Source organism: Pseudidiomarina aestuarii, from assembly GCF_003987355.1.
In the GTDB taxonomy this organism is placed as follows: domain Bacteria; phylum Pseudomonadota; class Gammaproteobacteria; order Enterobacterales; family Alteromonadaceae; genus Pseudidiomarina; species Pseudidiomarina aestuarii.
Map to the genome: position 1 here is coordinate 1,541,226 of NZ_PIPR01000001.1, position 14,409 is coordinate 1,555,634.

The 14,409-nt window shown below is 49.8% G+C and carries 12 protein-coding genes; 8 read left to right on the top strand and 4 right to left on the bottom strand.

Annotated features, from left to right (window positions below; translation table 11 throughout):
- The first annotated feature begins 69 nt into the window (after nucleotides 1-69).
- Nucleotides 70-690: an HTH-type transcriptional repressor FabR gene (gene fabR, locus CWE22_RS07005; protein ID WP_169930617.1), complete on the top strand. Its 621-nt coding sequence runs from the start codon at nucleotides 70-72 to the stop codon at nucleotides 688-690.
- On the opposite strand, the gene CWE22_RS07010 is transcribed toward fabR, so the two are convergent.
- The gene (locus tag CWE22_RS07010; RefSeq protein ID WP_169930618.1) at nucleotides 659-2,437 is read right to left on the bottom strand and encodes an SLC13 family permease; all 1,779 of its coding nucleotides are present in this window, start codon (nucleotides 2,435-2,437) and stop codon (nucleotides 659-661) included. The two genes, fabR and CWE22_RS07010, sit on opposite strands and share 32 nt — an antisense overlap.
- Before the next feature lie 121 nt (nucleotides 2,438-2,558).
- On the opposite strand from CWE22_RS07010, the gene CWE22_RS07015 reads away from it, so the two are divergent.
- A complete protein-coding gene (locus CWE22_RS07015; RefSeq protein ID WP_169930619.1) occupies nucleotides 2,559-4,583 on the top strand; it encodes a S9 family peptidase in 2,025 nt (674 codons plus the stop codon).
- 57 nt (nucleotides 4,584-4,640) lie between these two features.
- Here the strand turns inward: CWE22_RS07015 and pckA are convergent, their stop codons facing one another.
- Both pckA and coaD read right to left on the bottom strand, forming a co-directional pair.
- Nucleotides 4,641-6,242: a phosphoenolpyruvate carboxykinase (ATP) gene (gene pckA / locus CWE22_RS07020; protein WP_169930620.1), complete on the bottom strand. Its 1,602-nt coding sequence runs from the start codon at nucleotides 6,240-6,242 to the stop codon at nucleotides 4,641-4,643.
- 124 nt (nucleotides 6,243-6,366) lie between these two features.
- On the bottom strand, nucleotides 6,367-6,861 hold the full coding sequence (gene coaD, locus CWE22_RS07025; protein WP_169930621.1) for a pantetheine-phosphate adenylyltransferase: 495 nt from the start codon (nucleotides 6,859-6,861) through the stop codon (nucleotides 6,367-6,369).
- A gap of 111 nt (nucleotides 6,862-6,972) precedes the next feature.
- On the opposite strand from coaD, the gene CWE22_RS07030 reads away from it, so the two are divergent.
- The 6 genes from CWE22_RS07030 to ubiA are packed head-to-tail and all read left to right on the top strand — an operon-like array spanning nucleotide 6,973 to nucleotide 11,886.
- Nucleotides 6,973-8,166, top strand: a complete 1,194-nt coding sequence (locus tag CWE22_RS07030) for a glycine C-acetyltransferase (RefSeq protein WP_169930622.1) — start codon at nucleotides 6,973-6,975, stop codon at nucleotides 8,164-8,166.
- Between the two features lie 58 nt (nucleotides 8,167-8,224).
- Complete coding sequence (gene tdh / locus CWE22_RS07035; protein WP_169930623.1) at nucleotides 8,225-9,250, top strand: L-threonine 3-dehydrogenase; 1,026 nt, start codon at nucleotides 8,225-8,227, stop codon at nucleotides 9,248-9,250.
- 3 nt (nucleotides 9,251-9,253) lie between these two features.
- Entirely contained in the window at nucleotides 9,254-9,577 is a 324-nt protein-coding gene (gene glpE / locus CWE22_RS07040) for a thiosulfate sulfurtransferase GlpE (RefSeq protein ID WP_169930624.1), read from the top strand.
- Nucleotides 9,578-10,417, top strand: coding sequence for a rhomboid family intramembrane serine protease GlpG (gene glpG / locus CWE22_RS07045; protein WP_169930625.1), 840 nt, complete (start codon nucleotides 9,578-9,580; stop codon nucleotides 10,415-10,417).
- A 3-nt stretch (nucleotides 10,418-10,420) separates the two neighbouring features.
- Entirely contained in the window at nucleotides 10,421-11,017 is a 597-nt protein-coding gene (locus CWE22_RS07050) for a chorismate--pyruvate lyase family protein (RefSeq protein ID WP_169930626.1), read from the top strand.
- A gap of 2 nt (nucleotides 11,018-11,019) precedes the next feature.
- Complete coding sequence (gene ubiA, locus CWE22_RS07055; protein WP_169930627.1) at nucleotides 11,020-11,886, top strand: 4-hydroxybenzoate octaprenyltransferase; 867 nt, start codon at nucleotides 11,020-11,022, stop codon at nucleotides 11,884-11,886.
- Here the strand turns inward: ubiA and plsB are convergent.
- Nucleotides 11,857-14,352, bottom strand: a complete 2,496-nt coding sequence (gene plsB, locus CWE22_RS07060; protein WP_169930628.1) for a glycerol-3-phosphate 1-O-acyltransferase PlsB — start codon at nucleotides 14,350-14,352, stop codon at nucleotides 11,857-11,859. The genes ubiA and plsB overlap by 30 nt on opposite strands.
- Between the last annotated feature and the right edge of the window lie 57 nt (nucleotides 14,353-14,409).

Genomic DNA, 14,409 nt, shown 5'->3' on the forward strand with positions numbered 1-14,409 from the left:
GACTATTTGCAGCTCTGTAGTGAGACTGCAATAATGCACGCCAGTTCAACTCTTTACACAAGGCAGGCCATGGCAGGTATCCGCGCGGCACAAAAGGAAAAAACTCGACGGGCATTGATTCAAGCAGCAATGAATCAGCTCAGTGCTGAGCATGGCTACGCGAGCTTGAGTTTGCGTGAAGTTGCACGCGAGGCAGGTATTGCCCCCACCTCCTTCTATCGCCACTTTCAAAATATGGACGAACTTGGTTTGACCTTGGTTGATGAGGGCGGGTTAGCGCTACGGCAGTTGTTACGGCAATCGCGGCAGCAAATCGCCAAAGGTGGCTCGATCATTCGCTCGTCGGTCATGACGTTTATGGCGTTTGTTGCGGACCATCCAGCTATCTTTCGCCTATTACTGCAGGAAAAATCAGGCAACTCACGAGAGTTTCGTTTGGCTGTGCAGCGCGAAGTTGAACATTTTGCCGCTGAATTAGTTGATTACTTAGTGGCTGAGCAGCAATTTTCACGTCAACTGGCAGACCTACAAGCCGACGCTATTGTTCGAATTGTTTTCAGTGCGGGTGCTGATGTTATTGATGCAAGCGATGACGAGCGGGAATGTATTACTGAGCGCACTATTCAGCAAGTGCGCCTGGTTGCCCGCGGCGCCGCGGCTACGCGCTCAGCGGCCACATCCACAGAATAATCGGCACCGCCATGGCTACCACTAATACGGTGAGTGGTAAACCTAACTTCCAATAATCACTGAAGCTATAACCACCAGGACCCATCACGAGAATATTCGATTGATGTCCAATAGGCGTCAAAAACGGTAAAGCGGCGCCGATAGCAACGGCCATCAAAAACGGATCAATCGATGCTCCCAGCGAGCCTGCCATACTAATACCAATCGGTGCCATCAGCACTGCGGCAGCCGCATTATTCACGATATTGGACAACAGAATAGTCGCCACCATCAACACAATAATCGCGACCGCAGCAGGCGCATCTTGGCTAATAGCGAGCGCTGCATTAGCCAAGGTATCGGCGGCACCGCTTCGCTCAAGCGCACCACCGAGCGGTATCGTCGCACCAAGCAGGACAATGATGGGCCATTCGATATTCTCATATAATTCGCGCAGCGGCATGACGTTGGTGACGACCATCAGTCCAGCCGCCAAGGTAAAAGCAACCGGTACCGATAGCAGCCCTAATGCGCTGAGTAAAATAGCAGACGCAAAGATGGTAATAGGTAAAATAAATTGCTTTTGGTTGCCGATACGAAGACTTCGTTGCGCCAGCGGAAAGCAGCCAAAACGGACGAAGACATCATTGAGTACCTCACTGTCGCCCTGCAATAAGAGAACATCGCCGGGCTTAAAGCGGACATTCGACAAACTCGGTTTGAGCGTTTGACCATGACGAGCAACCGCCAACACGTTGACGCCGAACCGATGGCGCAAGCGTAAATCTGCTGCCGAACGACCTATCAATCGAGAATCATGGCCAACGATGCCCTCGATAACCTTAATTTCATCCGACACCAGAAAGCGCTCGTCGATTTCTTCGTCAGCATTGAGCTCAAAGTTCGTAATGTCCAAGATCTGTTGCAACGTATCAGCATCAGCCTCCACAATGAGAACATCTTCGGCTTTAAAGCGTTGATAGCGTGGTGGTGCCGTAATCTGATTTTTGCCGCGTTTAAGCGCGACCACCGCAAAGTTCTCTTTGACCTTAGACTCTAATTCGTAAAGCGTACTGCCAATCAAATCATTTTCAGGAGGGATATAAATTTCGGTCAAATAAGACGTCAAATCGTAAGGTGAGTTCGATTTATTTCTACCGGCTTTGTCAGGTACCAACCAACGGCTCACCAGCCACATCAGCACTAAGCCACCGACAGCCACAGATAAACCCACTGGGGTGAAATCAAAAATACCAAAACTCTCACCGGTGGCCTGGGCACGAATATCCGAGATAATGATATTCGGTGGCGTACCTATCATGGTAATGGTTCCACCGAGCAGCGAGCCAAACGCCATAGGCATCAATACGCGTGAGGCACTTCCATTATTCACACGGGCTAATTGCAACGCGACCGGAATCATAATGGCCATAGCACCGGTATTACTAATGAATGCTGAAACAAAAGTCGTAAGACTCGTTAGCACGAGCATTTGTACCCAAGGCCGATCGCCTGCTTTTTTGACCAAAGTCGCAAGGGCATCGACTACCCCCGAATGCCAGAGTGCATGACTGATCACGAGCACCGCAGCGACGGTAATTACTGCAGCGTTACCGAAGCCAGCAAAGACCTCTTGTGCAGGAACCAGCCCAACAATAGCTGCCAACAACAAAGCACCCATACCAACAATGTCATAGCGCCACCGGTCCCATACAAAAAAGACCAGCGCAATCAGCAATATGGCGCCTATTAATAGTTGATCAATCATCAGTAAACCTGTTTCACCCAAATCGGCGTATAGAACAGCATAGAGTGGCTTGATTTCGTGGGAAGTCAACAGTTTTACTGCTAAGATTGAGCCGAAAAATTAACAGAACAAGGAGAATTCAATGGCTAGCACATTGTTGCGTAACCTTTTGGTTGCGACCACTGCGCTTACGTTAAGTGCGCCACTATTCGCGCGTGACATTACATTAGAAGAGACCATCACGGTTCAATCCATAACCAGTACTGCCGTCTCCGCTGATGGCCAGATGGCAGCGTTTACCCGCAATGTTCCACGCACCCCCTACGTTGATGATGACGGCAGTAACTATACCGAGTTGTTTACAGTCACTGGTGAAAATGACCCGGTGCCTTTCATCACCGGCAAACACAGTTTGGGTTCGATTCAAGTACATGGCGATGCCATCTATTTTCTTGCGAAGCGTGGCGATGATAAGCACACCAGCCTCTATCGTATTGCTACTACTGGTGGCGAGGCGCAACGCGTCTTAGCACATGAAAATGCAATCAGTAGTTATGCATTGAGCGATGACGGTCGTTACATTGCGTTCCGCGCTCGGGCAAAAGCCGATGAAACTGACGAAAAGTTAAGCAAAAAAGGTTTTAAAGCAGAAATCTACGAAGAAGAATTTAAATTTACGCATGCTTGGCTGTTCGATACGCAAGCAGAAGCTACAGATCCGGTTCAAATAACCGACGACGAACAAATTTACTCCGTTGATTTCCGTCCTGGTCATGAACAACTTCTGGTTCGTGCGGCCCCAACCGCGCTGGTTGATGACAACTATATGAGCAGCAGCTATCGCCTCATCGATTACAGCGGCGAAACCGTCGGTTCGTTCGAGTCGGTAGGCAAGCTTGGCAAAGCGGAGTTCTCCCCAGATGGTCGCTATGTCGCAGTGATCGGCGCTGCTGATTATAACGACCCCGCCGATGGTCGCCTCTATGTCTACGATACGCAAAAAGAAAACGAGCGCGTTGAAGTACTCCCAAACTACATGGGTCACGTGCAAGATATCGCTTGGCGTCGTAATGACGAACTCGTTTGGTTAGGCCATCGTGGCACCGAAAGTGAAGTGCAAGCGCTTACCATGCAATGGTTAGAAAGCCGTACCTTGTTAGAACTCGGTAAAGCCATTGTGGTCGACATTGAAGTTGCTGAAGGGCAAAGCGATGTCTATGTACGAGCGCATACAGCGGCACACCCGACAGAATTGTTCCGCTTACAGAATCAGCAATTGATTCGTTTAACTGATTCCAACCCTTGGTTAGCGGACATCACACTACCGCGCCAAGAAACGATTAGCTACAAGGCTCGTGATGGTCTCGATCTCGAAGGGATTGTGGTCTACCCGACAGACTATCAAGAAGGTCAGCAATACCCTTTGATTATGGTCGTTCATGGTGGTCCTGAAGCGCATTACAGCAATGGTTGGTTGGATCGTTATGCCAGCCCGGTTAAACATGCCGCACAGCAAGGCTACGCCCTATTCTTCCCGAATTATCGTGGTAGCACCGGTCGTGGCGTTGAATTCTCAAAGCTGGGTCAGAATGACTATGCTGGCAAAGAATTCGATGACCTCGTCGATGGTAAACAACATTTAGTTGAAATGGGCTTAGTCGACAGTACTAAGGTCGGCATCACTGGCGGTTCATATGGTGGTTTTGCGTCTGCTTGGGGTGCCACTGCACTGACTGAGCATTTTGCGGCGAGCGTTATGTTTGTCGGAATCAGCGATAACATTTCGAAGTTTGGTACCACCGATATTGCGAAAGAAATGCATGCTGTTCATGCGCGCAGCTATCCGTGGGAGAAATGGCAATGGTATTTAGAGCGTAGCCCTATTTATCATGCGGAGAAAGCACGCACGCCAATACTGATCTTACATGGTAAAGAAGACACCCGTGTACATCCGAGCCAGTCGATGGAGCTGTATCGCTACCTGAAAACTCACGGTAATGTGCCCGTGCGACTTGTACTTTATCCGGGCGAAGGTCATGGTAACCGCCGAGTGGCTTCACAGCTCGACTATGGTATGCGCATGATGCGCTGGATGAACCACTTCTTAGTAGAGGGTGGCACTGAAGCTCCTGCACATGAACTGCCGCACGCTGAGAATTTGAAATAACTCCATTAAAAAAGGCGCCATCCGGCGCCTTTTCTTTATCTAACAAATCTTAATAACTTATAGCTGTGGACCTGCTGCAACCAGCGCTTGGCCTTCAGCATTATCGGTAAACTTCTCGAAGTTAGCGACAAAGCGCTGTGCTAAGTCTTTCGCACGGACGTCCCATTCCACAGCATCATCGTAAGTGTTGCGTGGATCCAAAATTGATGTGTCTTCAACACCCGGCAGACTGGTTGGCATCGCCAAGTTGAAGTAGGGCAACTGCACAAAATCTGCATCTTCAATGCTACCGTCGAGGATGGCATCAATGATAGCGCGGGTTGCTTTAATCGAAATACGTTTGCCAGTGCCGTTCCAACCGGTGTTCACCAAATAAGCTTCAGCGCCTGACGCTGCCATACGCTTGCCCAATACTTCAGCGTACTGCGTTGGGTGTAAGCTTAGGAAAGCGGCGCCGAAACAGCTCGAGAACGTTGGAGTCGGTTCCGTAATACCACGTTCAGTACCCGCTAATTTGGCGGTGAAGCCAGACAAGAAGTGATACTTCGCTTGCGCGTCAGTCAATTTCGATACCGGCGGTAACACACCGAATGCATCCGCAGTTAGGAAGATAACTTTCTTTGCGTGACCTGCCTTTGAAACTGGCTTGACGATGTTATCGATGTGATAAATCGGGTACGAAACGCGGGTGTTTTCAGTCTTGGAACCGTCATTGAAGTCAACGGTACCGTCATCTAATACAGTGACGTTCTCAAGCAATGCATCACGACGGATGGCGTTGTAGATATCTGGCTCAGCTTCTTGCGAAAGGTTGATGGTTTTGGCGTAACAGCCGCCTTCAAAGTTAAACACGCCATCGTCATCCCAGCCATGTTCGTCATCACCAATAAGCTCACGCTTTGGATCGGTCGACAAGGTGGTTTTACCGGTGCCGGATAAACCGAAGAATACCGCGACATCACCATCTTTACCGACGTTCGCTGAACAATGCATAGACGCCACACCGCGCAATGGTAAAAAGTAGTTCATCATCGAGAACATACCTTTTTTCATTTCGCCGCCGTACCAAGTGCCACCGATTAATTGAATGCGCTCAGTGAGGTTAAATGCCACAAAGTTTTCAGAATTGAGGCCATGTTCTTGCCACTTCGGATTGATGCATTTCGCGCCGTTCATGACTACGAAATCAGCCTTGAACGTTTTCAGTTCTTCCGCACTTGGGCGAATAAACATGTTCTTGACGAAATGTGCTTGCCACGCCACTTCAGTTATGAAACGCACGGCTAACCGCGTATCTTCATTGGCGCCGCAGTAGGTATCGACAACAAACAAGCGTTTGCCGGACAACTGTGAAGTGACCGTGCCTTTCAAATCAGCCCAGATAGCTGGCGAAATAGCTTTGTTATCATTCTTACCTTGATCAGACCACCACAATGTGTTTTCTGTGGTTTCATCACGCACAATATATTTGTCTTTTGGTGAGCGTCCGGTAAAAATTCCGGTGTCTACGGCGACAGCGCCAAGGTTTGTCACAGTACCCTTTTCATACCCATGCAGATCACTACGGGTTTCTTCTTCGAACAACAGTTCGTAGGAAGGATTGTGAACAATTTCGGTGACGTCTGTGATGCCGTATTGGCTCAAATCCAGATCGGCCATGTGCTGGACTCCTGCAGGTCTGATCGGTGCAAATGAATAGAAAACGGTTAATGGGTCGCGATATTACATCGAAACACACAAAATTCCTAGTCTAACGGGCGTTATAAGCTGCGCTTTGTCGCACTTAGCTGCGTTTCGATTGCTTAATTTTTGCCTCAAGCGCAGCCGTCACTTCTGCAGCGGTAAACTGTCGTACATCCCCATGATGCAGAGCGACCTCTTTCACTAAAGTGGACGAAATAAAGGAATTTTCTTCGGCGGGGGTCAGAAACACACTCTCTAACTCAGCGTATAAACGCCGATTCATGTTGGCCAGTTGAAATTCGTATTCAAAATCACTAACCGCACGTAAGCCGCGAATCAACACCGTGGCTTCATGTTCTTTGGCAAAATCAACGAGCAAACCGCTAAAACCTACCACTTCTACATTTGGCAAGTCGCGGGTGACCTGGCGCACTAACTCAACGCGTTCGGCTAAGCTAAACATCGGCTGTTTGCTCGGACTTGCAGCTACGCCCACGATAATTTCGCTAAAGAGGTTCGCTGCGCGCTCGATTAAATCGGCATGCCCATTCGTAATCGGATCAAAGGTACCGGGATAAATAGCGCGTTTATGCATGATTTTTCTCCAGTTCCGCAAATGAGGATGCGGATTGCCCCTCGGATCAGTTAAACTATGCGGTATAAATCTGACCGAGACCAAGTTTGGTCTGAATGAGCGGAGAATTACATGAAGCAAGATTTTTATCAACAACTTGAACAGCAGCTTGACGAGCTGCGTGAAGAGGGTTTGTACAAGAATGAACGGATTATTCTGGGCGAACAAGCCGCAGAAATTCAAGTCGGCAACGGCGAATCGGTTCTCAATTTCTGTGCCAACAATTACCTCGGTTTAGCAAATGCCGATGAATTAATTGAAGCCGCCAAGCAAGGTCTTGACGAGCATGGCTTCGGGACCGCCTCGGTGCGCTTTATTTGTGGTACGCAAAATATCCATAAAACATTAGAAAGCAAACTCAGCGACTTTTTAGGCACCGAAGACACCATTCTATATTCATCGTGCTTCGACGCGAATGGCGGCTTATTTGAAACCTTGATGGGTCCAGAAGATGCGATCATCAGCGATGAGCTCAATCACGCCAGTATTATTGATGGCATTCGGTTGAGCAAATCCAAGCGCTATCGTTACAAGAACAACGATATGGCCGACCTCGAAGCCCAGTTGAAGCAAGCGAAAGCTGATGGCGCCCGTCACATCTTAATTGCAACCGACGGTGTGTTCTCAATGGACGGTGTGATTGCCAACCTTAAAGGCATTTGTGATTTAGCCGACCAATATGGTGCATTGGTGATGATGGATGATTGTCATGCTACCGGATTCTTGGGCAAAAATGGTCGCGGCACCCATGAATACTGTGACGTCATGGGCCGTGTTGACATTATCACCGGTACTCTAGGAAAAGCATTGGGCGGAGCCTCGGGCGGTTATACCTCAGGTAAGAAGCATGTGATTGATTGGCTCCGTCAACGTTCACGCCCATATTTGTTCTCTAACTCCGTTGCGCCAGCGATCGTTCAAGCATCGATTCGCGTACTGGAGATGCTCGAACAAGGTGACGAACTACGCGCGCGGCTTTGGGAAAACGCTGCCCATTTCCGCAACAAGATGACCGCTGCGGGATTCACCCTCAGTGGCGCCGACCATGCCATCATTCCCGTCATGATTGGTGATGCGCGGTTAGCGAGCGAAATGTCTGATCGATTGTTGGCCGAGGGAATCTATGTAGTCGGTTTCTCATTCCCGGTAGTTCCGCGTGGCAAAGCACGCATCCGGACACAAATGTCAGCGGGTCATTCACGCGAACAACTTGATCGCGCAATAGATGCCTTTATTCGTATCGGTAAAGATTTGAACATTATTTAGTGGTTTGGTCTCTGCTAGCGGAGACCAATGAGTCACGGCCATCAGAAGGAGGTCGAACATGAAAGCTTTAGCGAAATTGCACGCCGAACCCGGCATTTGGATGACAGAAGCAGAGAAGCCGGAATACGGCTATAACGACCTGCTCATCCGCATCAAGAAAACGGCTATTTGTGGAACAGATGTCCACATTTTTAAATGGGATGAATGGTCACAGAAAACCATTCCAGTACCGATGATTGTCGGTCATGAATATGTTGGTGTTGTTGAAGCCATGGGTGACGGTGTGCGCGGTTTCGCGAAAGGCGACCGCGTATCCGGTGAAGGCCATATTACTTGCGGCCATTGCCGGAATTGTCGTGCCGGACGTCGGCATCTGTGTCGCAATACCGTTGGTGTCGGTGTGAATCGTCAAGGTTGTTTTGCAGAATACTTGGTTATTCCTGCAGATAATGCGTTCAAATTGCCGGATGACATTAGCGATGACCTTGCTGCCATTTTCGATCCATTTGGTAATGCTGTGCATACTGCCCTGGCTTTTGATTTGGTCGGCGAAGATGTCTTAATCACAGGCGCCGGTCCAATCGGTATTATGGCTGCGGCGGTCGCCAGACATGTTGGCGCGCGCCACGTTGTGATCACCGATGTGAACCCGTATCGACTCGAGCTCGCCGAAAAAATGGGTGCGACGCGTGCGGTGGATGTGACGAAAACAAAATTACGGGATGTCATGTCTGAACTCGGAATGAAAGAAGGCTTCGACGTCGGTTTGGAAATGTCTGGCGTGCCATCTGCCTTCGCAAGTATGTTGGAAACCATGAATCATGGTGGCAAGATTGCCATGTTGGGCATTCCACCGACTGCTGTTGCGATTGATTGGAACCAGGTTATTTTCAAAGGTCTAGTGATCAAAGGAATTTACGGTCGCGAGATGTTTGAGACTTGGTACAAAATGGCGAGCTTGTTGCAGTCTGGTCTTGATTTGTCACCGATACTGACGCATCAAATGCCAGTCGATGATTTCCAAAAAGGCTTCGACATTATGACCTCAGGTCAATCAGGCAAAGTTATCTTAAACTGGGATTAAAGCATGGCGGATTTTTCGCGCATCAATACAGAGACAGCGCATCAACTCTGGGAAGCGGGAACCGCCCGCTTCGTAGATATTCGTGATGAACGTTCATTTGCTGCTGGGCATATTCCACGTTCGTTGCGTTTGACCGATGCAAATGTCGTTGAGTTCTTAGACTCACTCGAGGATGATGAAGCCGTAGTGGTAGTCTGTTACCACGGTAATAGCAGCCAAGGCGCCGCGCAATATTTGGCGCATCAGGGTATTGAGCAAGTCAGCAGTTTAGATGGCGGATTTACCGCTTGGGGCCAACTTTTTCCAGAGGCAGTGGAGCGCGGTTAGATGCAAAAATTACTGGCGACGTCGAATGCAGCCATGATGGCAGAACTTCATGCTTATCTTCGGCAACGTGGCATTCCGGTCACCGTCAGTGAAAATGGTAACCAGCTCGAACTGTGGTTAACGCAGTCCAGTTACAAAGCACTCGCGAAAGAGTTGATCACCGAGTTTAAAAACAATCCGCAGCCCCTCGAACCCGTCGAGAGTTCGTCTGCATCACAACCCACTCGCTCATCTGCAAACCGCACTGGCCCCTCGATCTGGCGCCAAATGCGCAGTCAGGCTGGTGCAGTCACTCTAGGTTTCGCAGTGTTAGTCGTTGCAGTCTATTTGGGCCTGCAAACACCCGCCGCAGAAGCGCTTTTTGCGACCCTTCGTATCAGCGATTATTTTGATGTATTGCCGTGGACACAACCCTGGCGGCTCGTCACTCCTGCATTACTTCATTTTAGTCTGCTACATATTCTGTTTAATGTGTTCTGGTGGTGGTATCTCGGCGGTCGTTTCGAAAAACTCTACGGCTCCGTGTGGTTGGTGCTAGCCCTGCTCGTCACAGCGATTATTTCTAATGTGTCACAGTTCTTGGTGAGTGGCCCCTATTTCGGTGGGCTGTCTGGTGTCGTCTATGGGCTGTTTGGTTGTGCCGTGGTCCTGGCCTGGCAACGCCCATCGCACCCACTTTTTTTACCGCCTGGGCTGATTGGTTTTATGCTTGTTTGGCTCGTGCTTGGCTATACCGATTTACTCTGGGTCAATGTAGCCAACACCGCGCATACGGCTGGACTTATTGCAGGCCTTGTTTTTGGTGCAAGCATGCGATTGCTAGCGTTACGTAAGCGATAGCTCATGTCGACCACGCCGTTTCCAACCATCACATTTCCGGTTGTCAGCACCGGCGGAGAGGCTGAATGGTTAGCCCCATCTGAAGTACGTGTGCCTCTGAGTCAGCAACACGCGAATTGGTTACTCGACCCTGGCTCGTTAACAGCCAAACTCAAAGAACTCAGTGTCGACTTTAGAGTACAAGTGCTGGGGCAACGTGAAACAACGTTACTCGCTGATGAAAAGCCTTGGCTCGGTGATGTTAAACGCGCCGCAGTACGCGAAGTGATTTTATGGTGTGATGGACAACCCTGGGTTTTTGCCCGCAGTGTGTTCCCGCCGAGCGCATTGGCCGCTCAACAACTCAGCTTAGGTACGCTCGGTGACAGCCCGTTGGGAGAACATTTGTTTCGACAACCCGACCTCGCTCGCAGTGCCATTGAGCTCTGTCGCTTAACCCCCACTTCGCGCGTCGGTCAGTTACACCAGCAACTGGGGTATCCGGCACACGAACTATGGGGTCGTCGCAGCTGCTTCTACGCAGCCAATCAAACCGTATTGGTAGCGGAAGTATTTCTTGGCGCTGCTAAACTGTATTCAGAATCACCATCACAAGGATAGCTATGCGTTGGTTTTCACCGGATCGTTTACATGCATACTGGCGCTTGATGCGAGCCGATCGCCCTATTGGCACCTATTTACTGGCGTGGCCAACCCTCATGGCGTTGCTCATTGCGGGATCAGGTGAACCTTCATTACGCGTCGTTGTGCTGTTTATGATAGGTGTGTTTATCATGCGCTCAGCAGGGTGTGTGATTAATGATTTTGCCGACCGTAAAATTGACGGACATGTCACCCGTACACAGCTGCGTCCACTCGCTACTGGTGAGTTGGTGGCATGGCAGGCACTCCTGTTGTTTGTACTCCTTTTGACTATCGCGCTGTTTATTGTCCTGCAATTTAATCAGCAAACCTTGTGGCTGAGCCTCGGGGCCGTTGCGGTAGCAACCCTGTACCCGTTTTGCAAACGCTTTACCCAGCTCCCTCAACTGGTGCTGGGCATTGCGTTTAGTTTTGGCATTCTGATGGCGTTCACAGCTCTCGATCAAGGCTTGCCTATAGCAGCTTGGATACTCTTCGTAACGAATGTTGTATGGACCACGGCATACGATACCGAATACGCCATGGCAGACCGCTCAGATGATGTGAAAATTGGCGTTAAATCGACAGCGATTTTATTTGGCGGTTATGACCGCGCCATGATTGCCCTACTGCAATTACTGACGCTAGCAGGGTTTGCAGGGCTGGGCTGGCATTTGCAGTTCGGCTGGATTTTTTGGTTAAGCTTGATCATTGTTGCCATCCTCTTTGCTTGGCAACAAAAAATGATCTGGTGGCGAGAACCGCCGCGTTGTTTCGCGGCGTTCCTGCACAATAATCATGTGGGTTACGTGTTGACGTTAGGTATTGCTATCGATTACTGGTTCTGAACTTAGAGCTTTTAATTGCAGCACCTGTTGTACCGATTGGCGAATAGTTTGCAGCACCGCAGGCTCTAACATGCAGTCAATCCGATCACTAAATGGACCCACGCGCGCGTCCGCTTCAAATTGGCCGTCCGCATTCACCAGAATGAAAGCCTCTGACTTCAGCGTGCTGATGAGTCCACTGATAACTTTTCGGTCAAAGAACTCAGGCGCGTTGACACCATGCATGGCGCTCAAGCGCTCGGCTAATTGCACAGCATAACTCTCTAAATCATTGCGGCTTATCGCACCAGCTTGCTGCAACAGTTCAAGCACTATGGCATAACGCTGCAAGGTCTCACCCGCTGAGCGAGCGAGCAGCTGCAACTGGAAATACGCTTGGCTATCACGACTGGGCGCCGCGTAGATAGCTTCGCCTTGCTGCGATTCTGTATGCGCTAACAATTGCATTTCATGCAACTGCTCAATCAAAGCTTGCGCCCACAATTGCATCCGATCTCGCGAGTGACTGACAAACAATTCGTCCTGCAAGAGGGGTTGCATCTGCTCCAATAAGTCAGCTACCTCGGCAACAGTAAAGCGGTTGTAAGCCGTGGCGTATGCGGCGACCACGCAAGGCACAATCATCATGTGCATGATGTTATTTCGGTAGTAGGTCATGGCGATCGCATTCGTGCCTTCCAACTTGATCATCTCACCGAGTTCATCTTGCTCAACCGAAAACTTGTCATGAATACTCGCCAACTGCCACAACTCCGCACCACTTTGATGTGGCACGTATGAGTCTTTGCTATACGGCACTTCTCTCAGTAGCTTGGTGTAAATATTGAGCTGCGCGATGAGCTCTTCACGCGTCAACGCATGTTGCTCAGCACTCAGCAAAGCTAACGCTGACAGGTTCACACTATTGAGTGCGGCCGCGTCATTAATGCGATGCATGATCTGCTCAGCAAGAATATTGACGGTCGGCGTTAACCATTTGGGTCGCGATGGTTCTTCGGCGCCATGGGTAATCGCATCGCGCCAATCTGGCTGCAAAGTATCTAAGGTTTCGCCTAAATTGATCGGCTCACCGAAGGTCACAAAACCATGTCCAAAATTACGCAAATGACGCAACGTGCTGAGCACTTGGAACACCGATTCCTTCTCCTTCGACTTTCCTTTTAACTCTTTTAAGTAAGTACCCACTTCCATGACATGCTCATAGCCAAGGTACACCGGCACAATCGACAATGGTCGAGTTTGACCACGCAGCATACCCTGCACAGTCATCGCAATCATGCCCGTTTTCGGAGCTAGCAAACGACCGGTGCGGCTGCGCCCACCCTCAGTGAAATACTCGACCGGGTAGCCCTTTTGGAAGAGCCGATTGAGATACTCTCGGAAAACAGCTGAATAGAGTTTATTGCCCTTAAAGCTGCGACGAATAAAGAACGCACCACCACGACGGAACAGTGGACCCGCCGGGAAGAAATCAAGGTTTACGCCAGCAGCGATATGCGGCGGAACTAGGCCCTCTTTATAAATCACGTAACTCAACAGCAGATAGTCCATATGGCTGCGGTGACATGGGACATAAATAACTTCGTGCCCAGCTTGTGCCAAGGCTCGAATCCGCTCACCACCTTCTATATGGATACCGTTGTAAATACGACTCCACAACCACGCCATAAAACGGTCGAGAATACGTACCAGTGTTTCGCTATAGTTTGCTGCAATTTCATCGAGATACTTATAGGCAGTTTTGCGAGCTTGCTCGACGGAGACCTTTTTGCTCTTGGCTTCATCTTCTATCGCTTTTTGCAGCGCTGCAGAATTGAGTAGGCTTTCAATCACCAACTCACGGTCCGTTACTTTAGGCCCAGCGACCGCGTGTCTGAGTCGCACAAAATGCACCCGCGCAACCCGCGCTAATTTGTGGGCGATAACGCGGCTACTGCCGAACTTATCCGCCATATCACGGAGCTGGACTGGGCGACTCGCGCGAACCAAAATGTTGCGACCGGAAAAGAGAACCAACCAAAACTTGCGCCACATGCCGGGGTTATCCAAATCACCGACCATAGGCTTACCTTCACGGCGCTCTTGCCCTGACTTACGTCCCCAAAACACGCCAACGGGTACGAGTTGAACGGCGACACTTGAATCACGCTCATGGGCTTGCAGTAGTTGCTGGAACTCATCGACAGCGGCTTCGGCCTGCTGAGTTTCGGAAGGAGCAACATACATAAGTCGCGCAAACGACTGCCCATTGATCAATAGCGGCTCGTCAATACTTGGCAAATTAGCTTGAGCAAGAGCTGCTCGCGCTACCAGGTGGTCCGCGGCGGACGTCGAACGCATGATGTAAACCACTTGCTTGGTACCGACGGCTGATTGTTCGGTATCACGATCAAGAATAATCTCAAATCGAGTCAAAAGCCGAATCGGCCAGTACAGCACTGTTCGCCAAAAAGCCTGCAACCTCATTCAACGTCCTCATCAAAGTAAACGGTGACAGCATAGCACCAATAGTTGGCTATTCTG

What these genes read in the sequence shown, in the direction of transcription:
- tdh (WP_169930623.1), top strand. Translation starts at nt 8,225, where the DNA reads ATGAAAGCTTTAGCGAAATTGCACGCCGAACCCGGCATTTGGATGACA.
- glpG (WP_169930625.1), top strand. Translation starts at nt 9,578, where the DNA reads ATGCAAAAATTACTGGCGACGTCGAATGCAGCCATGATGGCAGAACTT.
- fabR (WP_169930617.1), top strand. Translation starts at nt 70, where the DNA reads ATGGCAGGTATCCGCGCGGCACAAAAGGAAAAAACTCGACGGGCATTG.
- ubiA (WP_169930627.1), top strand. Translation starts at nt 11,020, where the DNA reads ATGCGTTGGTTTTCACCGGATCGTTTACATGCATACTGGCGCTTGATG.
- CWE22_RS07030 (WP_169930622.1), top strand. Translation starts at nt 6,973, where the DNA reads ATGAAGCAAGATTTTTATCAACAACTTGAACAGCAGCTTGACGAGCTG.
- plsB (WP_169930628.1), bottom strand. Translation starts at nt 14,352, where the DNA reads ATGAGGTTGCAGGCTTTTTGGCGAACAGTGCTGTACTGGCCGATTCGG.
- pckA (WP_169930620.1), bottom strand. Translation starts at nt 6,242, where the DNA reads ATGGCCGATCTGGATTTGAGCCAATACGGCATCACAGACGTCACCGAA.
- glpE (WP_169930624.1), top strand. Translation starts at nt 9,254, where the DNA reads ATGGCGGATTTTTCGCGCATCAATACAGAGACAGCGCATCAACTCTGG.
- CWE22_RS07010 (WP_169930618.1), bottom strand. Translation starts at nt 2,437, where the DNA reads ATGATTGATCAACTATTAATAGGCGCCATATTGCTGATTGCGCTGGTC.
- CWE22_RS07015 (WP_169930619.1), top strand. Translation starts at nt 2,559, where the DNA reads ATGGCTAGCACATTGTTGCGTAACCTTTTGGTTGCGACCACTGCGCTT.
- coaD (WP_169930621.1), bottom strand. Translation starts at nt 6,861, where the DNA reads ATGCATAAACGCGCTATTTATCCCGGTACCTTTGATCCGATTACGAAT.
- CWE22_RS07050 (WP_169930626.1), top strand. Translation starts at nt 10,421, where the DNA reads ATGTCGACCACGCCGTTTCCAACCATCACATTTCCGGTTGTCAGCACC.